Origin of the sequence: Aliiruegeria lutimaris (assembly GCF_900099935.1) — a bacterium.
Classification (GTDB): Bacteria; Pseudomonadota; Alphaproteobacteria; order Rhodobacterales; family Rhodobacteraceae; genus Tropicimonas; species Tropicimonas lutimaris.
The window spans coordinates 26765-44989 of record NZ_FNEK01000028.1; the positions used below are offsets into that span (position 1 = coordinate 26765).

At 65.4% G+C, this 18225-nt stretch carries 14 protein-coding genes; 4 read left to right on the top strand and 10 right to left on the bottom strand.

The annotated features are described in order from the left end of the window. The first annotated feature begins 64 nt into the window (after positions 1 to 64). A complete protein-coding gene (locus BLR85_RS14305) occupies positions 65 to 535 on the top strand; it encodes a papain-like cysteine protease family protein (RefSeq protein WP_139188397.1) in 471 nt (156 codons plus the stop codon). A 114-nt stretch (positions 536 to 649) separates the two neighbouring features. On the opposite strand, the gene BLR85_RS14310 is transcribed toward BLR85_RS14305, so the two are convergent. The 8 genes from BLR85_RS14310 to BLR85_RS14345 form a co-directional block, all read right to left on the bottom strand. Then, entirely contained in the window at positions 650 to 1723 is a 1074-nt protein-coding gene (locus BLR85_RS14310; protein ID WP_093157238.1) for a BMP family ABC transporter substrate-binding protein, read from the bottom strand. A 34-nt stretch (positions 1724 to 1757) separates the two neighbouring features. Continuing rightward, complete coding sequence (locus tag BLR85_RS14315; protein WP_093157241.1) at positions 1758 to 2690, bottom strand: ABC transporter permease; 933 nt, start codon at positions 2688 to 2690, stop codon at positions 1758 to 1760. Between the two features lie 214 nt (positions 2691 to 2904). Further along, positions 2905 to 3987 carry an ABC transporter permease gene (locus BLR85_RS14320; protein WP_093157243.1) on the bottom strand — a complete coding sequence of 361 codons (1083 nt, stop codon included), beginning with the start codon at positions 3985 to 3987 and terminating at the stop codon, positions 2905 to 2907. Next, positions 3984 to 5546, bottom strand: a complete 1563-nt coding sequence (locus tag BLR85_RS14325) for an ABC transporter ATP-binding protein (RefSeq protein WP_093157246.1) — start codon at positions 5544 to 5546, stop codon at positions 3984 to 3986. Before BLR85_RS14325 ends, BLR85_RS14320 begins: the two co-directional genes overlap by 4 nt. Then, on the bottom strand, positions 5543 to 6505 hold the full coding sequence (gene xdhC / locus BLR85_RS14330; RefSeq protein ID WP_093157249.1) for a xanthine dehydrogenase accessory protein XdhC: 963 nt from the start codon (positions 6503 to 6505) through the stop codon (positions 5543 to 5545). The genes BLR85_RS14325 and xdhC overlap by 4 nt, the downstream gene beginning before the upstream one ends. Beyond that, positions 6502 to 8886, bottom strand: coding sequence for a xanthine dehydrogenase molybdopterin binding subunit (gene xdhB, locus BLR85_RS14335; RefSeq protein ID WP_093157252.1), 2385 nt, complete (start codon positions 8884 to 8886; stop codon positions 6502 to 6504). Before xdhB ends, xdhC begins: the two co-directional genes overlap by 4 nt. After that, complete coding sequence (gene xdhA, locus BLR85_RS14340; RefSeq protein ID WP_093157255.1) at positions 8883 to 10271, bottom strand: xanthine dehydrogenase small subunit; 1389 nt, start codon at positions 10269 to 10271, stop codon at positions 8883 to 8885. The genes xdhB and xdhA overlap by 4 nt, the downstream gene beginning before the upstream one ends. A gap of 195 nt (positions 10272 to 10466) precedes the next feature. Next, positions 10467 to 11234 carry a sulfite exporter TauE/SafE family protein gene (locus tag BLR85_RS14345; protein WP_093157258.1) on the bottom strand — a complete coding sequence of 256 codons (768 nt, stop codon included), beginning with the start codon at positions 11232 to 11234 and terminating at the stop codon, positions 10467 to 10469. Between the two features lie 133 nt (positions 11235 to 11367). Here BLR85_RS14345 and dnaE point away from each other — a divergent pair, with 133 nt between their 5' ends. After that, a complete protein-coding gene (dnaE, locus tag BLR85_RS14350) occupies positions 11368 to 14823 on the top strand; it encodes a DNA polymerase III subunit alpha (protein WP_093157261.1) in 3456 nt (1151 codons plus the stop codon). 215 nt (positions 14824 to 15038) lie between these two features. Here the strand turns inward: dnaE and BLR85_RS14355 are convergent, their stop codons facing one another. Next, positions 15039 to 16247 carry a trans-sulfuration enzyme family protein gene (locus BLR85_RS14355; protein WP_093157325.1) on the bottom strand — a complete coding sequence of 403 codons (1209 nt, stop codon included), beginning with the start codon at positions 16245 to 16247 and terminating at the stop codon, positions 15039 to 15041. A gap of 221 nt (positions 16248 to 16468) precedes the next feature. On the opposite strand from BLR85_RS14355, the gene BLR85_RS14360 reads away from it, so the two are divergent. Beyond that, complete coding sequence (locus BLR85_RS14360) at positions 16469 to 17062, top strand: hypothetical protein (RefSeq protein ID WP_093157263.1); 594 nt, start codon at positions 16469 to 16471, stop codon at positions 17060 to 17062. A 4-nt stretch (positions 17063 to 17066) separates the two neighbouring features. Here BLR85_RS14360 and BLR85_RS14365 read toward each other — a convergent pair whose 3' ends face one another. Further along, positions 17067 to 17567 (bottom strand): HugZ family pyridoxamine 5'-phosphate oxidase, encoded by a 501-nt coding sequence (locus BLR85_RS14365; protein ID WP_093157266.1) that lies wholly within the window; start codon positions 17565 to 17567, stop codon positions 17067 to 17069. 217 nt (positions 17568 to 17784) lie between these two features. On the opposite strand from BLR85_RS14365, the gene BLR85_RS14370 reads away from it, so the two are divergent. Beyond that, positions 17785 to 18192, top strand: a complete 408-nt coding sequence (locus BLR85_RS14370) for a universal stress protein (protein WP_093157269.1) — start codon at positions 17785 to 17787, stop codon at positions 18190 to 18192. The last annotated feature ends 33 nt before the right edge of the window (positions 18193 to 18225 follow it).

Genomic DNA, 18225 nt, shown 5'->3' on the forward strand with positions numbered 1-18225 from the left:
CCATTTTAGGAGATTTTTTGAAGCTCGCGGGAATTCTGCGCAGCAATTTCGGGAGGAACGGAAATTGGGATCAATCAAGTATGATGTGCCGCGTCTTCAGCAGGCTAAATCAATGTCTTGCTGGAATGCGGCGGCAATGATGATTGGGTATACCTATGAAGTCGGTCCTCGGCAGATCGCGCTTGAGGCGGCTTATGTCTCGAACACCGGCATCACCGTCGATGAAGTCAAGAAACTGGCCAAGTTCGAAGGCCTGAAGCTTCTGAATTCGAGCGACCATGAGTTCACGGCTGCAAGTCTGATCGCGACGCTTACCCGGTATGGCCCGATATGGGCCGCTGGTATGTGGTTTGGCGTGGCCCATGCAGTCGTGGTTATCGGCTGCAACGATTCTGGCGAAGGGGCGGTCGCGTTCAATGACCCGGGCGATGGTCAGGAGAAATCGCGTTCGGTGAGTTGGTTCAACGAAAAACGCATTCGAGGAACCATGCTGGTCCGTGGCTATCCGCCCAGAACGATTGGGCATTGGGTATAGCATGACCGCCATCGTGTGTTGAGCCGGGCGCGGCGCTGGCGGCACTTCCAGTAGAAAAGGAAAAGGGCCCGCCGATGGCGAGCCCTTCCGGTTTGTCGGGGTCGTGCCGCAGGATTACTGCGGGATCTCGCCGGTGAGGCCTTCGACGTAGAAGTTCATGCCGGCCAGCGTGCCGTCATCGGCCACTTCGCCTTCGGCCAGCCAGACGGAGCCGTCTTGCTTGTTGATCGGGCCGGTGAAGGGGTGGAATTCGCCCGAAGCGATGGAATCGCGCAGCGCTTCGGCTTCGGCTTTGATGTCGGCGGGAACCGCGTCGGAGATTTCGCCGATGCCGACCATGCCGGCGCCGATGCCGTCCCAGGTGTTATCGCTCTCCCAGGTGCCGTCCAGCACGGCCTGAACGCGCTCGATATAGTAGGGCGCCCAGACGTCGATGATGGAGGAAATGCGCGGCATGGGCGCGAACTCGGCCATGTCGGCGGCCTGGCCGAAGGTGTAGACATTGCCGGCTTTTTGCGCGGCGATCTGGGGGGCTGTGGAGTCGGTGTGCTGGAGCACCACGTCGATGCCCTGGTCGATCATCGCCTGGGCGGCGTCGGCTTCCTTGGCGGGGTCGAACCAGGTGTTGATCCAGATGACGGACATCTCGACATCGGGGTTCACCTTTTTGGCATGCAGGAAGGAGGCGTTGATGCCACGGATAACCTCGGGGATCGGGAAGGAGCCGATATAGCCGATCTTGTTGGTCTTGGTCATCTTGCCGGCGAGGTAGCCCTGAACGGCGCGGCCCTCGTAGAAGCGGGCGGAGTAGACGCCGACATTGTCCGCTGTCTTGTAGCCGGTGGCATGCTCGAATTTCACATCCGGGAACTTGGCCGCGACGTTGATGGTCGGGTCCATGAAGCCGAAGGAGGTGGTGAAGATGACATCGGCGCCGCCAAGCGCCATTTGGGTCATGGCGCGTTCGGCATCGGGGCCTTCGGGCACGCTTTCCTGCTCGACCAGTTCGACGGCGCCGCCGAAATGCTCGATCATTTCCACGGCGGCCTCGTGATGGTGCTGGCTCCAGCCGCCATCATTGCGCGGGCCGACATAGATGAAGCCGGCCTTGACCGGACCTTCGGCGGCCGCGGCGCCGGCGAGCCCAAGCGCCAGCGCGGTGCCGGCGAGCAGGGTCTTGAAGTTCATGTTGTTTCTCCCGTTGTGGTTTCAGGCAGCAGCCTCAGGATGAGGCATGGAAGGATCGGCCGAGCTCGGCGGGCGCGTTGAGCGCTGCACGGGAGCGGCCGGATGACATGACCACGAGCACCAGGATCGTGATCAGGTATGGCGACATGGAGAGGTACTCCACGGGGATTTTGAAGCCCGCGGCCTGCAGGTTGAGCTGCAGCACGGTGAGCCCGCCGAAGATATAGGCGCCGATCAGCACGCGCCAGGGCTTCCAGGAAGCGAAGACAACGAGCGCGAGGGCGATCCAGCCGGCGCCGGCGGTAAGCCCTTCGGTCCATTGCGGGACGCGGACGATGGAGAGATAGGCGCCGCCGAGTCCGGCGCAGGCACCGCCGAAGGCGATGGCCGTGAGGCGGATGCGGATGACCTTGTAGCCGAGCGCGTGGGCGGCTTCGTGGTTCTCGCCCACGGCGCGCAGGATGAGGCCGGCGCGGGTGTATTTCAGCGTGGCCCAGGTGGCGGCGATGAGCAGGATGGAAACATAGACCATGAGGTCGTGCTGGAACAGGACCGGGCCGATGATGGGGATATCGGAGATGACGGGGATATGGATATTGGGCGCGGAGAGGCCCTTGATGCCGATATAGCCCTGTCCGATCAGCGCCGAGAAGCCGAGGCCGAACAGCGTGAGCGCGAGCCCTGTCGCGACCTGGTTGGAGAGCAGGTATTGCGTGAGCAGGCCGAAGAGCATGGAGATGGCGGCGCCGGCGATGGCGGCGGCGATGAAGCCGAGCGTGGCCGACTGGGTTTCGACCGAGATGGCGAAGCCGCAGATGGCGCCGGTGATCATCATCCCCTCGACGCCGAGATTGAGCACGCCCGCGCGTTCCACGACCAGCTCGCCAATGGCGGCGAGCAGGATCGGGGTGGAGGCGACCATGAGGGAGGCGAGGAGCAGGATCCAGTTGATGGAATCGAGGTTCATGACTGGTCTCCGGCGGGAGTGGAACGAAGCGCCAATGCGCACGGAATCAAGGCGAAGCCGCCGTGCGAGCGCCTGCCCGTTCCGGCGGGCTGGCGCTTTGGTGAAGTCAGGGCATCGCTCTGAGCTTTTGCGGATCTGGTTCCATAAAGCGCCCCGAACCTGCGTTGCGGCGCCATCCCACGGGCAGGCGCGCGCCCGGCTACCGTTCCGTCGATCATGCCACGCCCTCCTTCACCAGCCGTATGCGGTAGTTCGACAGGACGTCCACGCCGAGCAGGAAGAAGAGCAGCATGCCCTGGAAGGCCTGGATGGCGGCGGCGGGGATCTGCAGGGTGGCCTGCGCGGCCTCGCCGCCGATATAGGTGAGCGCCATGAGCAGGCCGGCGAGCAGGATGCCGATCGGGTGTAGGCGGCCGAGGAAGGCGACGATGATCGCCGTGAAGCCGTAGCCGGAGTTGAAGCTGATGGCGATCTGGCCGGCGGGGCCAGTGACTTCGAACATGCCGGCAAGCCCCGCGAGCGCGCCGGAGAGCCCCATGCAGAACACGACCAGCGCGGTCGGGTTCACGCCGCCGAAGCGGGCGGCCTTGGGGGATTGGCCGGCGAGCTGGATATGGAAGCCCATCAGGTGCCGTGACAGCAGGATATAGGCGAAGATCACCGCGATCAGCGCCGCGACGACGCCCATATGGATGCCGGTGCCGGCCCAGATCTCGGGGTTCGAGGCGGCCGGGTATTGCTGGAGGTTGCGCGAGCCGGGAAAGCCAGTCGCATCGGGGTTGCGCAGCGCGCCGAGAGCCATGGCGGCCAGCAACTGCTCGGCGACATAGACCAGCAGCAGCGAAACGAGGATCTCGTTGGTGTTGAACTTCACCTTCAGGAGCGCCGGGATCATCGCCCAGAGCAGCCCGCCGATGGCGCCCGCGATCACCATCAGCGGAAAGATGTACCAATGCTCGGCCGGGTAGAAGGCCAGCCCCACCGCGGCGCCGAAGATGGCGCCCATGATGTATTGCCCTTCGGCCCCGATATTCCAGATGCCCGCCTTGAAGCCCATGGCGAGCCCGACGGCGATCAGGATCAGCGGCCCGGCCTTCACCAGCAGTTGGCCGCGATAGTAGAAGGCGAACTCGCCCAGGATCGGATCGTAGAAGATCGTCTTGATCGCCAGGAACGGGTTCTTGCCAAGGGCCGCGAACATCAGGCCGCCGGCCAGCATTGTCAGGGCCACGGCGAGAACGGGTGTCGCATAGGTCCAGGCCCGCGACGGCGTGGGGCGTTTCTCCAGCCGGATCACGGGTGGCCCTCCTCGTAGGTTTCGATGATGTGATGGGCCTCGTCGGGATTGGCGACATCCATGTCATGCGCGCCGCCAAGCATCAGGCCGATCTGCTCCATGCTCAGTCCGCGCGCGGGTTTGGGCGCCGAAAGATGGCCGGCATTCAGCGCGGCGAAACGGTCGGAGACTTCCATCAGCTCGTCGAGGTCCTGGCTGATCACCACAACGGCAGCCCCGGCGCTGGCCAGATCCAGCAGGGCCTGCCGGATCGCGGCGGCGGCAGAGGCATCGACGCCCCATGTCGGCTGGTTGACGATCAGAAGGTCCGGGCGCTGGAGCATCTCGCGGCCGATGACGAATTTCTGCAGGTTGCCGCCCGAGAGCGCGCGGGCGGCGACATGCGCGCCCGGCGTGCGGACGTCGAAGGCGGCGATGATCTCCTCGGCGAAGCTCCTTGCCGCGCCCCACCGCAGGAAACCGCCGCCGCTGGTCAGCTTTTGCCGCTGCCAGCCCGACAGTATGGCATTCTCGACAAGGCTCATGTCGGGGGCGGCGGCATGGCCCAACCGTTCCTCGGGCGCGGACAGCATGCCAAGGCGCCGCCGCGCATTCGGCGGCAGGTGCCCGACGGGCTTGCCACGAAAGCGAACGGTTTCGGGCGATCCGATCGTCTCGCCCGAAAGCGCGCTCAGAAGCTCGTCCTGCCCGTTGCCGGCCACGCCGCCAATGCCCAGAACCTCGCCCGCGCGCACTTCGAAGCCGATATTCTGCAGCTTGGTGCCGAAGGTATCGACATGCTCGCTGGTCAGGCCGGCCACCGTGAGCACGACCTTGCCCGTCTCCCCCGGTGCGCGGTCGGGCACCTGAAGCGCCTCGCCCACCATCAGCTCGGCCAGCTCGGCGGCCGAATTCTCGCGCGGGTCGCAGCTGGCGACAACCTTGCCCCGGCGCAGGATCGTCGCCCCGTCGCAGAGCGCGCGGATCTCTTCGAGCTTGTGCGAGATATAGAGGATCGAGGTGCCCTCGGCCTTCAGCTTGTTCAGCGTGGCAAAGAGGATCTCGACCTCCTGCGGGGTGAGAACCGAGGTCGGCTCGTCCATGATCAGCAGCTTGGGATCCTGCAACAGGCAGCGCACGATCTCCACCCGCTGCCGTTCGCCCGCCGACAGGTCGCCCACCAGCCGGCGCGGGTCCAGCGGCAGGCCATAGGCGTGGCTCACCTCGCGGATTTCGCGGCTGAGCTGGCCCAGTGGCGGCGGGTTCTCCATGCCAAGGCCGACATTCTCGGCCACGGTCAGCGCCTCGAAAAGCGAGAAATGCTGGAACACCATCGCCACGCCGGCCGCACGCGCCGAGCGCGGTTCCGGTGGGGCAAAGGGCTTTCCAAAGAGTTCCATCTTGCCGGTATCGGGCTTCACCAGCCCGTAGACCATCTTGACCAGCGTCGATTTCCCGGCGCCGTTCTCGCCAAGAAGAGCGTGGATTTCGCCGGGGGCGATGGAAAAGGAGACGTCGTCATTGGCGACGACCCCGGGATAGGCCTTGGTGAGCCCCTGAACGGAGAGAAGATCGGTCACGCGGGACGGTCCATGGCAGCTTCGGGACTCGCTTTTGTTGCTCTAAGTAACAAGGCTGTGACGCCAACCGCAATGGCTTGTGGTGCCTTCCCGAGGGTCGGGTCGCCTATCGGGCAGGCAATGCGTAAAATTGAGGCATCGGCATGGCCGAGCTTTTGCAGCCTCTGGCGGAAGCGCGCCCATTTTGTCGCCGAGCCGATCAGGCCGGCGCTGGCAAAGCCGCGTTCCAGCAGGGCGTGGCACAATTCCAGGTCGAGTGCGTGGGAATAGGTGAGCACGAGGTGATGCGCATCGGCAGGCGCATGGGGCACGACGCGCTGCGGCTCCGCGGCCACGAGGCGGGTGACGTTTTGCGCGATCCGTTCGGGGAAACGCGCGGCATCGGTGTCGACCCATGTCACCGCCCATTCCGGCATCGGCGCCATCATGTCGACGATCGCACGGCCGACATGGCCCGCGCCGTAAACCCAGAGCGCGTGGGAGGGACGCAGGACCGGTTCGATCAGCCAATCGCCCAGAAGCGTGGTTTTGGCAGCGCTCGAGCCATTGCGGATCTGCCCGAGCAGCCGTTCGACCGCGAGGGGAGGGGCGTCTTGCGCGCCCTGGATCGGGCGCGCAAGACAGCCCGCTTTCTCGGTTCCCGCGAGCCGGGCGAGGCTGTCTGCATCAAGTATCTCGGTCGCCAGCGTCACCGCCCCGCCGCAGCATTGCCCGAGCGCAGGGCCGAGCGGCACCCGCCGCAGGGCGGCTTTGCCGGAGCGCAGGGCATCCCGGGCGGCAAGGGTTGCCTCCAGTTCCAACTGGCCGCCACCAATCGTGCCGCTCTGCCCATCCGGCCAGACCAGCATGGATGCACCGGCCTCGCGGGGCGCGGAGCCGGCGATCTCGGCCAGAACAACGCGCGCGATCCGACCGTGCCGTTCGACGGCCTCCGCGACGTCCCGAAGCGCGAAGCTCATTGGCGCACCCTCGCGATTGCCCGCAGGACCCGCTCCGGTGTGGCCGGGGCGTCGAGCGAGGGATAGCCCGGCCCGCAGGCGGCAACCGCATCGCTCAGGGCGAGGAAGGCCGAGATGCCAAGCATGAAGGGCGGCTCGCCCACCGCCTTGGAGCGATAGATCGTCTCCGCGCGGTTCGGCGCCTCCCAGAGTTCGGTGTTGAAGATCTCCGGCCGGTCCGAACAGGCCGGGATCTTGTAGGTGGAGGGCGCGTGCGTCGTCAGCCGGCCTTTCGTGTCCCAGACCAGCTCTTCCGTGGTCAGCCAGCCCGCGCCCTGCACGTAGCCGCCCTCGATCTGGCCGATATCGATGGCCGGGTTCAGCGAGGCCCCGGCATCATGCAGGATATCGGTCCGCAGAATGCGGTTCTCGCCGGTCAGCGTGTCGAGGACGACCTCGGTCACCGCCGCGCCATAGGCGAAGTAGAAAAACGGTCGGCCACGCCCCGCGATCCTGTCCCAGGAAATGTTGGGCGTGCGATAGAACCCCGTCGCGCTCAGGCTGACCCGCGCCTGGTAGGCTGCCTGCGCCGCTTGCGCGAAAGACAGCGCCTCAGCGCCCACATGGACCATGCCTCCGGCAAACCGCACATCGGAGGGCGCGGCCTGGTAACGTTCGGCAATAACCGCGGCGATCCGCTCCCGGATCTCGTCGCAGGCCAGCTTCACCGCCATCCCGTTCAGATCCGTCCCCGAGGAGGCTGCCGTGGCCGAGGTGTTGGGCACCTTGCCGGTATCGGTGGCGGTGATCCGGACATGGTCCATGCCGACGCCGAAAGCCTGCGCGGCCACCTGCGCCACCTTCTGGAACAGGCCCTGGCCCATCTCCGTGCCGCCATGGTTCAACTGGATCGAGCCGTCGGAATAGACATGCACCAGCGCGCCCGCCTGGTTGAGATGCGTCAGCGTGAAGGAAATGCCGAACTTGACCGGCGTCAGCGCGATCCCCTTCTTCAGGATCGGGTTGGCCACGTTCCACTCCGCTACCGCCGCCCTGCGCGCCGCGTAGCCGGAGCTTTCCGCCAACCTTTCGGTCAGTGCGCCAAGGCAGAAATCCTCCACCTCCATGTGATATGGGGTGCGCGTTCTATCGATCGCCTTTCCGGAAATATCCTCGGGGGGGCCGTCCATCGAGGCGCCATCGGTTCGAGCCCGATGGGCGGCGGGGGCAGACAGCCCCCCCGCCTCGCCAAGGGGCGCCTCCGCGTAGTAATTCAGCCGACGCACCTGCAATGGGTCGCGGCCAAGATCATGGGCGATGTGATCGAGCACCCGCTCGATGCCCAACATCCCCTGCGGGCCGCCGAAGCCGCGGAAGGCCGTGGCGGATTGGGTGTTGGTGCGCAGCCGGTGCGAGGTGATGCGCACATTTGGCAGGAAATAGGCGTTGTCGGCATGCAGCATCGCCCGGTCCGCAACCGGCAAGGACAAATCCTGTGCCCAGCCGCAGCGGCAATACTGCTCGAAGGTGATGCCGAGGATCTTTCCCTCGGCGCTCACGCCGACCCGGTAATCGATGCGGAAATCGTGCCGCTTGCCGGTGATGACCATGTCGTCATCGCGGTCATAGCGCATCTTGCAGGGGCGGCCCGTCAGGCGCGCGGCGACGGCGCAGGCGCAGGCCAGCGCGTTGCCCTGGCTCTCCTTGCCGCCGAAACCGCCGCCCATGCGCCGCACTTCGACCCGCACGGCGTGCATGGGGGCGTCCAGCGCCTCGGCAACCTTGTGCTGGATTTCGGTCGGATGCTGGGAGGAGCAATGCACGACCACGTCGCCATTCTCCTGCGGCAGCACCAGCGCGGCCTGGCTTTCGAGATAGAAATGCTCCTGCCCGCCCATCTCGATCGAGCCGTCGATCTGCCGGGGCGCCGTGGCAATCGCGTCCTCCGGATCGCCGCTCTCATAGACGCGCGGACCGTCCTCGAAACGCCAATTGGCGGCCAGCGCGTCCTCGATGGTGAAGATCGGCTTGCGTTCCTCGTAGCGGATCACTCCCAGCCGCGCGGCCTTGCGCGCCTGAAGGTGGCTCTCGGCGAGGACGAGGAAGATCGGCTGTCCGAGATAATAGACCTCGCCGGAGGAGAGCATCTCCTCGACGAAACCGGGGGCCGGAGAGACGTCGTTATGGCCGGGCAGATCGGCGGCGGTCAGCACGGCGATCACGCCCGGGGCGGCGCGCACCGCGTTGAGATCCATTTCGGTGATGGTGCCAGCGGCGATTTCCGACAGCCCAAAGGCGGCGTGCAGGCAATCGGCCGGCACGGGGATGTCATCCACGTAGCGGGCGGCTCCCGTCACATGCAGGCGGGCGGCGTCATGGGGCAGGGGGCGGGAGACGCTCATGGGCGGACCTCCAGCACGTTCGTGGCCGTGCCTTGGGTTTCGGCAAGGCAGCGGCGCAGCATGTTGGCGGCGGTCTCCAGCCGGTAGTCTGCCGAGGCGCGCATGTCGCTGATGGGTGAGAAATCATGCGTGAAGGCATGGGCGGCGCGGTCCACCGTTTGCGGGGTCCATTCCTGCCCGAGAAGGGCCGCCTCGACATGGCGCGCGCGTTTGGGCGTGGCGGCCATGCCGCCGAAGGCGATCCGGGCGTTGCGGACGCGCCCGTCTTCACACGCGATGTTGAAACAGCCGCAGAGGGCGGAAATGTCTTGGTCGAAACGTTTGGAGAGTTTGTAGCAATGCAGATTGTCCGGCTGGCGGGGAATGCTGACCGCCTCGACGAACTCGCCCGGCGCGCGGTCCTGCTTGCCATAGGCGATGAAAAACTCCTCCAGCGGAATCGTGCGGCGGCTGTCGCCGTGGCGCAGGTGCAGGTTCGCGCCGAGCGCTATCAGGGCCGGAGGCGTGTCGCCGATGGGCGAGCCATTGGCGATATTGCCGCCGACGGTGGCGGCGGCGCGCACCTGCGCGGAGGCGAAGCGGCGGAGCAATTCGGCAAGGCTCGGGTGGTGGCGGGCCATGACGGGGCGCAGGTCTGACATCGTGACCATGGCGCCGATACGGATTTCCGTGTCGGTCTCCGTGATCTGCGCCAGGTCGGTGCAACCTGTGAGAAAGGCCATCTCGGGAAGCTCCCGCAGGCCCTTTGTCACCCATAGCCCGACATCGGTGGCGCCTGCGACCAGGGTGGCATCGGGATGGGCCGCGTACCAGGTGGCGAGCGCGTCGGAGGAGGTGGGCAGGGCCACCTCCGCCTCCGCGCCCGCGTCGGGGCTGTGCCCCTCTGGGCGCGGGGCGGGTCCCTCCCGGATCCAGTCGGGGACGGGGGCGCTGGCCGCGCTCTCGGCGGCTTTCACGATGGGCGCATAGCCGGTGCAGCGGCAGAGATTGCCGGCCAGCCGGTCGTTGAAATCGGTCTGTCCGTTCAGGTGGGCCGTGGCCATGGACATGGCAAACCCGGGCGTGCAGAAGCCGCACTGGCTGCCGTGGTGGTCGATCAGTGCCTGTTGAACCGGGTGGAGTGCGCCGTCCGGCCCCTCCAGCCCTTCGACCGTGCGCACCGACTTGCCCTCAAGCTGCGGCAGGAAGAGGATGCAGGCGTTGAGCGCCTGCGCGCGGCCTTCGGCATCGCTGACCATGACGGTGCAGGCGCCGCAATCGCCTTCGTTGCAGCCCTCCTTGGTGCCGGTCAGCCCGCGCTCCTCGCGCAGCCAGTCCAGAAGGCTCCGCGTCGGCGCGGCCTGCACGGTCTCGGTCTTTCCGTTGAGACGAAAAGTGATCTTCATACGGGTCGTCCGCCGCAATACCTGAATTGCTTTCCCGGCGCGCCTTCGATGCGGCGTAGAAGGTGCGCGGTCCTGTTGCGACCTTCAGCAAAGACAAATCGGTTTACCAATGCAAGGAGATGCTGGCGCAAACTGCCCGGTAGAATTGCAGCTGCCCGATATTTGGGCACGGCTTGGCCGGCCTGGACAGGCCCGCTAATGTAGGAACAGGTCCAGCAGGCGGTAGGTTCCGATGCCAAGCGTGAGCAGGCCCACGGCGATGGTCAGCGCCCTGCGCGGTGCCCGGGAGGCGAGCCAGCCACCGAAAACGGCGGCCGGGATGCCCCCGGCCAGCAGTCCGGCGGTGGGAATGAGCAGCCCGCGGCCGGGCTGCGGGGCCCAGGTGCCGGCGAAGTAGGTGAGCGCGAGCGTCACGAAAACCGCGACGGACACGCAGAGCTCGGCCGCGGCACCGCTGCCGATGGCGCGGTTTGGCGGGTGGCCTGCGCCCGTCAGCGCCGGGGTGACGATGGGCCCCCAACTGCCGCCGATTCCCTCGATCAGCCCGCCGGCGGCGCCGATCAGCGAGGCGTTGCCGCTCCTGACCGGGCGCGGGGGGCGGTTGCGCAGCCCGCGCAGGATCACCGTCATGCCGATCAGCAGCAGATAGCAGGAGATCAGCACCGTCAGCAGGTTGCCCTTCAGGTGGCTGAGCGTGAGTGCGCCGGCCAGCCCGCCCAGAACGCCGCCAATTGCCAGCGGGCGCAGCAGCGCGGTGTCGATATTGCCGAAACGCCAATGCGAGAGCGCGGCGATTGTCCCGGTCGGGATCTTGGCGGCGTTCACCGTCGCCGAGACGAGCGGCGGCGCAACGCCGCTTCCGAACAGGATCGAGGCACTGATGATCCCGAAGCCCATTCCGAGCGCGCCGTCGGCAAGCTGGGCGACGAATCCCACCAGGGCGAAAAAGACGAAGTCACCCACCAAGGCGGCTCCTTGAACCGAAAACAAAAGACAAGCAAATGTCACTTAACGCGGGCGATTCGCAATGGTTATCTTGCGCCCGCGAACAAGCTCTTTCCTTCCTTCCGGACAACCGCTCGCGTAGGGTCCCTCCATGAGCAGCGCCCCCCGATTCATTCACCTCCGCCTTCACACCGAATACTCGCTCCTCGAAGGAGCTATCCGGACCAAGAAACTGCCGGGATTGTGCCGCGACATGGGCATGCCGGCGGTCGCGGTGACGGATACCAACAACATGTTCGCGGCGCTGGAATTCTCCGTCACGGCGAGCAAGGCCGGGATCCAGCCGATCATGGGCTGCCAGGTGGACCTGGAATACGAGCCGGTCCTGCCGGGGCAGAAGCCGGTGCCGCCTGCGCCGGTTGTCCTGCTGGCGCAGGACGAGGCGGGCTACGGCAACCTGATGAAGCTCAATTCCTGCCTCTACCTGCGCGGCGATCACCAGTTGCCGCATGTGACGGCCGAGGAGCTGGCGCAGCATTCCGAGGGCGTGATCTGCCTGACGGGCGGGCCGGATGGCGCGCTGGGCCGGATGGTGCGCGCCGGGCAGGAGCCCAAGGCGCGGGAGTTCCTGGACAAGCTCAGGGCGGCTTTCCCGGACCGGCTCTACGTGGAGTTGCAGCGGCATCCGGGCGAGGACGGGCTGCCGGAGTCCGAGGTGCTGACCGAACGGTTCTTCGTCGAGAACGCCTACGCGTTGGACCTGCCGCTGGTGGCGACCAATGACGTCTATTTCCCGAAATCCAAATTCTACGAAGCGCATGACGCGCTGATCTGTATCGCCGAGGGGGCCTATGTCGACCAGCAGGAGGCGCGGCGGCGCCTGACCCCGCAGCATTACCTGAAGACGCCCGAGGAGATGGCGACGCTGTTTGCCGATCTGCCGGAGGCGATCGAGAACACGGTCGAGATCGCGCGGCGTTGCCATGTCGTTTCACAACTGCGCAAGCCGATCCTGCCGACCTTTGCCGCCGACGAGGTGGAAGAGTTGCGCCGGCAGGCGCATGAAGGGCTGGAGAAACGGCTCGCCGTTATCCCGCATGCCGCCAGTGTCGAGGCATATAACGAGCGGCTGGAATTCGAGCTGGGCATCATCGAGTCGATGGGCTTCCCCGGCTACTTCCTGATCGTGTCCGACTTCATCAAATGGGCCAAGGAGCACGATATTCCGGTCGGGCCGGGGCGGGGCTCGGGCGCGGGTTCGCTGGTGGCCTATGCGCTGACCATCACCAACCTGGACCCGCTGCGCTATTCGCTGCTGTTCGAGCGCTTCCTGAACCCCGAACGGGTGTCGATGCCGGACTTCGATATCGACTTCTGCATGGATCGCCGCGAGGAGGTGATCCACTACGTTCAGGACAAGTACGGCCATGACAAGGTGGGCCAGATCATCACCTTTGGTGCGTTGCTGTCGAAGGCGGCGGTGCGGGACATAGGCCGGGTGTTGCAGATGCCCTTCGGTCAGGTGGACCGGCTCAGCAAGATGATCCCGGTGGAGGGGGTAAAGCCCGTCTCCATCGAGAAGGCGCTGGCCACCGAGGAGCGGTTGCGCGAGGAGGCGAGGAATGACGAGCAGGTCGAGCGGCTGATGACCTATGGCCAGCAGGTCGAGGGGCTGCTGCGGAACGCGTCGACCCACGCCGCCGGCGTCGTGATCGGGGACAGGCCGCTCGACGAGCTGGTGCCGCTCTACCAGGATCCGCGTTCGGACATGCCGGCCACACAGTTCAACATGAAATGGGTGGAGCAGGCCGGGCTGGTGAAGTTCGACTTCCTCGGGCTGAAGACGCTGACCGTGATCCAGAACGCGCTGGACCTGTTGAAGCTGCGGGGCGTGGAGGTGGATATCGACCACATCCCGCTCGATGACGAGAAGACCTACGAACTTTACGCCGCCGCCAAGACCGTCGCCGTGTTCCAGGTGGAAAGCTCGGGCATGATGGACGCGCTGCGGCGCATGAAGCCCACCTGTATCGAGGATATCGTGGCCCTCGTGGCGCTCTACCGTCCCGGCCCGATGGAGAACATTCCGACCTATTGCGAGGTCAAAAACGGGGTGAAGGAGCGCGAATCCGTTCACCCGCTGATCGACCATATCCTTGAGGAAACACAGGGCATCATCGTCTACCAGGAGCAGGTGATGCAGATCGCCCAGGTGATGGCGGGCTACTCGCTTGGCGGCGCCGACCTGCTGCGCCGCGCGATGGGCAAGAAGATCAAGGAGGCGATGGACGCCGAGCGGCCGAAATTCGAGAAGGGCGCGGGCGAGAACGGGGTGGACAAGAAGAAGGCCAGCGAGGTGTTCGACCTGCTGGAGAAATTCGCTAATTACGGCTTCAACAAGTCCCACGCCGCGGCTTACGCGGTGGTGAGCTACCAGACGGCTTATCTCAAGGCGAATTACCCGGTCGAGTTCATGGCGGGCATCATGAACTGCGATATCCACCTGACGGACAAGCTCTCGGTCTATGCAGAGGAGGTGCGGCGGGGGCTGGATATCGAGATCGTGGCCCCCTGCATCAACCGCTCCATCGAGACTTTCAACGTGGAAGACGGCAAGCTCGTCTACGCGCTGGCGGCGCTAAAGAACGTGGGTCACGAGGCGATGCACCTGATCGTGGAGGGCCGAAAGGACGGCCCGTTCGTGACGCTGTTCGATTTCGCCCGGCGGGTGGACCTGAAACATGTCGGCAAGCGGCCGCTGGAAATGTTGGCGCGCGCCGGCGCGTTTGACGTTCTGGACCGCAACCGCCACCGGGTGCTGAAATCGCTCGACGCGCTGGTTGCGTATTCGGCGGCAATCCACGAGCAGCGCAATTCCAATCAGGTCTCGCTGTTCGGCGAGGCGGGGGAAGACCTGCCCGAGCCACGGCTGGTGGAGGTCGATGACTGGCTGCCCGGTGAGCGTCTGCGCGAGGAGCACGCCGCGATCGGCTTCTACCTCTCCGGCCACCCGCTGGACGATTACATGAGCATGCTGCGGCGGCGCGGCGTGAAAACCGTCTCTGAGGTCGCCGAGTTGGTCAAGCATGGGCCGGCGGTGGTCAAAATGGCAGGCTCGATTGCCGGCAAGCAGGAGCGGAAATCGGCCCGCGGCAACCGGTTCGCCTTTGTGCAAGCGTCGGACCCGACGGGGCTCTACGAGATGACCGTTTTCTCCGACACGCTGGAAAAGGCGCGCGAATACCTCGAGCCGGGGCAGAATGTCGTCGTCACGGTCGAGGCAACGCAGGAAAGCGAACAGCTCAAGCTGCTTTGCAAGGGCGCGCGCCCCGTCGATGCCGAGAGCAGCAGTGGCGGCGGGGGCGGTTTCCGCCTGTTCCTGAATGACGGGCGGGCGCTGCCGACGCTCCATTCCATCCTGATGCGGACCCGGGACGCCGGACCTGTCCGCGCGAAGGGGCCGATCCGGGTGACGCTGATCGACCCGGGACTGCCAGGAGAGGTGGAAATGGAACTGGGCACGGACCTGCCGGTCAGCCCCCAGGTGCGTGGTGCAATGAAATCTGTTGCCGGCGTCATAGATATCGAGGATCTGGACGCGCGCTGAAGGCGAAAATCTTGGCGTCGATCGGGGGAAGGGGGCTTTGCCCCCCGCGCTCTTTCGAGCGCTCCCCCCAGGATATTTAGGGAAAGATGATGCAGACGCCGTCTGGTTTCATCTTTCCGTGAAATATCCCCGCCGGAGGCACGATCCGGAGGATCGTTTTCGCGCGCGGAACGCGCGCGCCCCCGAATGGCCGATCTGCTCGGCGATTGTCCCTTCTAGAGCACCTTTGCCAGGTCGGCGATCAGGTCCTCGGCATCTTCCAGCCCGACCGACAGCCGGAAAATCCCGTCCCCGGCGAAGGCGCGGTAGCTGTCGAGATTGCGTCCGCTCAAGCGGAAGGACGTCTCCATCAGGCCATCGGTTTCCATCCAGAAAATGAGGCTGCGATGATGGCCGAGGGAGACGGCGTAATGGATGATCTCCAGCCGGTCGATCATCTGCTGCGCCAGTTCCTGCCCGCGGGCGGCGCTGCCCACCTGAAAGGAGATCATGCCGGAGGTATTGGACATCTGCTTCGCGGCCAGGTTGGCCTGCGGGTGCGAGGGGAGGCCGGGGTGAAACACGCGCGTGATGCTGTCGCGGGTTTCGAGCCAGTGGGCGACTTGCAGCGCACCCGCTTCATGCGCGCGCATGCGTAGCGGCAGGGTGGCCGCGCCGCGCGCGATGAGCCAGGCGTTGAAGGGCGAGAGGATGCCGCCGTGATGGATACCCGCTTCCAGCCGCAGCCGCGCGATCAACTCCGCGGAGCCGGCCACGATGCCGCCCACCGCGTCGCCATGGCCACCGATATACTTGGTGACCGAGTGCATCACGAGGTCCACGCCGAGGGCCGCGTTGTCCTGCCCCAGCGGCGAGGCGAAGGTCGCGTCGCAGGAGAGCAGCGCGCCGGCATCATGGGCCAGCCTGGAGACCGCGGCCAGGTCGGTGAGCCGCATGATCGGGTTCACGGGGGTCTCGCAATGCACGAGTTTCGTGGTGTCACGGATCGCGGCGGCCACGGCCTCAAGGTCCGACATGTCGACAAGGCTCACCTCGATCCCGAGCCGTGGGAGCGTGTCGCGCGCCAGTTCGGCCACGCCGGCATAGGAGACGTCGGAGACGACGACATGATCGCCCGCCGACAGGAAGGTGAGGAAGATCGCCGAGGCCGCGGCCATGCCGGAGGCGGTGGCAAGGCAGGTCTCCATGCCTTCCATCGCGGCCATTTTCCTTTCGAACATGTCCACGGTCGGGTTGCCCCAGCGGGTGTAGAGATAGCCGCTCTCCTCGCCGATATCATGCGCCGAGAAGCCGGCGACCTGATCGGTGACATAGGTCGATGTCATGTGCAGCGGCGGGGCCGAGGCACCGGTTGTCGGGTCGGGCGCTTCCCCGGCATGAATGGCTGTCGTCATCGGGCCGCGCGTATTCTGAAGCTTGGTCATGGGGAGCCTTTGGGAGAGTTGGAGTGCTCGATTGCTGGCGTGGAGCGCCCGGCGATCATGGATATGTGCATGCAGAAGGCGAAGCCCCGCGAAGTCAAGGGGGCGCGCCGGATCGCGCTTTGGCGGGATCATGCCTGCTTTCCCAATGGGTAAGTCCGGCGCTTGCGCGAACTGTCCGTGCGGGTTATTCAAGATCCGTTTTCAACCAGAGGTTTTCCATCATGCCGATTTCGCACGTTCTCGCGCGGGGTCTCGTTGTGCTCATCCTTGTCTTCGCTCTCCCGGCAAGCCTGTCGGCCGAGGGCAAGAAGGGCATTGGTGGCCTGTTTCGTGCTTCGAGCAAGTCGCCGACGGCGACAAGTGAGGTGAACACGGAGTCCGGCCCGGTCGCAAAAGCCTGCGGCTTGCGCGGCAAGGCGCTCGGCAAGGTGGTTGAGAAAGGGCCGGGAGGCTGGAAGCTGTACGACACCGCTCCCGGCAGCACCGCTGTGCGGGATTTCCACGTGACCGGCTTCTCCGATGGCTGTGCCCGAAAAGTGAGCGGCGCCGTGGCGATGTTCGGTTCTGTCGAGTTGTATGAACTCGTCCATTACGGCCCCGTCGGGATGAAACCGAAGGGAACGGACACCGACAAGGCCTATGCCGAGATGCGGGCGCGGGCCTGCGGGTCGGCCAAGATGGCGTGCAAGCCGGGTGCGCTGCGCAAGCTCACAAAGCAGGCTGTTTTCGTCGATGTCTATGCATCGGCCAGCAGTCCGCGCCGGACGCAACTCCTGATGAGCCGTGGCAAGCTGGCGGCGCTGTCGCAGAAATAGACGCCTACGTGCGCGGAGCGAGGTCCTGCGGTGATAGCTGATAGGCCTTGCCGAAACCGCCATTTAGGAAGGCCCGCTCCACCTCCAGCATCGCGAAACAGAAATCCCCGAAATCGACATAGAGTTTCGCCTTGGGGTGGCTTGCGAGCCAGCTCGCGCGCAGGATCCCGTGTTCGGGCGACTGCCGCTCCACGAAACGCGCCCTACATTGCAGCGTGAGCCGGGGATGGGTCAGCGGATCCCCCTTCGCCGCCGGCTCGCCGACCATCACCGAACAGGCGGGATTGGCCCTGAGCGCGCCGGTATGCTGTGACAGGGAGGAGACAAGCGTGAGCGGTGTCCCGTTGGGGGCCTGCCCGATGGCGATGCGGGAGACGAACGGCGCGCCGCTGCCAGGTTCCAGAACGCCAAGCGCGGCAAAGCGGGCCTGGGCCAGCAGATCCTGCGCCATTGCTCTGGCGGCGTCATCCGTCGGGCGGATCGGGTCGGTTTTCTTTGTGGACATCGTCTCTTGCGTCAATTTCCTTCCCGTCGCAGGGTAGCGTTCGGAGGCGCGCGCGCAAGGGATCCATGACAAATGCAAACGACGATTCAACCCGCTCTCCGGTCTTGTCCGTCCGGTTCGGGCGGATGCACGGCTTTACGGCCTTCGGGCTGACATGAATCAAGGAACAGGGCCGGATTGAGGTCTACCCTGACGCCATCTAAGGAGATATCGCATCATGTATGACAACATCCTCGTCCCCGTTTCCTTCGAGGCGGATCGCAATGCCCGCGAGGCGATGGATATCGCCCAGGCCATTCGTGCCGAGGGCGGAAAGATAACGCTGCTGCACGTGATGGAGCACCTGCCGCAATATGCGACCGAATACCTGCCGCCCGATCACCTGGAGAAGGCCCGCGCCGATATCACCGGCGGGCTGTCGGCGCTGTCCGAGAATGTCGAGGATGCCGAGGTTGTCGTGGTCGAAGGCCATTCCGCCCGCACGATTCTCGACTATGCCGACGAAACAAAGGTCGACTGCATCGTGATCGCGTCGCACCGGCCGGGCATGCAGGACTATTTCCTTGGCTCGACCGCAGCACGGGTGGTTCGCCACGCCAAATGCGCGGTGCATGTCGTCCGCTGATCCGGCGAGAATTAGCGAAACCCGGCCCGCCTT

Coding starts and splice junctions, on each gene's coding strand:
- BLR85_RS14310 (WP_093157238.1), bottom strand. CDS start 1,723: ATGAACTTCAAGACCCTGCTCGCCGGCACCGCGCTGGCGCTTGGGCTC.
- BLR85_RS14315 (WP_093157241.1), bottom strand. CDS start 2,690: ATGAACCTCGATTCCATCAACTGGATCCTGCTCCTCGCCTCCCTCATG.
- xdhC (WP_093157249.1), bottom strand. CDS start 6,505: ATGAGCTTCGCGCTTCGGGACGTCGCGGAGGCCGTCGAACGGCACGGT.
- xdhB (WP_093157252.1), bottom strand. CDS start 8,886: ATGAGCGTCTCCCGCCCCCTGCCCCATGACGCCGCCCGCCTGCATGTG.
- xdhA (WP_093157255.1), bottom strand. CDS start 10,271: ATGAAGATCACTTTTCGTCTCAACGGAAAGACCGAGACCGTGCAGGCC.
- dnaE (WP_093157261.1), top strand. CDS start 11,368: ATGAGCAGCGCCCCCCGATTCATTCACCTCCGCCTTCACACCGAATAC.
- BLR85_RS14355 (WP_093157325.1), bottom strand. CDS start 16,247: ATGACCAAGCTTCAGAATACGCGCGGCCCGATGACGACAGCCATTCAT.
- BLR85_RS14360 (WP_093157263.1), top strand. CDS start 16,469: ATGCCGATTTCGCACGTTCTCGCGCGGGGTCTCGTTGTGCTCATCCTT.
- BLR85_RS14365 (WP_093157266.1), bottom strand. CDS start 17,567: ATGTCCACAAAGAAAACCGACCCGATCCGCCCGACGGATGACGCCGCC.
- BLR85_RS14370 (WP_093157269.1), top strand. CDS start 17,785: ATGTATGACAACATCCTCGTCCCCGTTTCCTTCGAGGCGGATCGCAAT.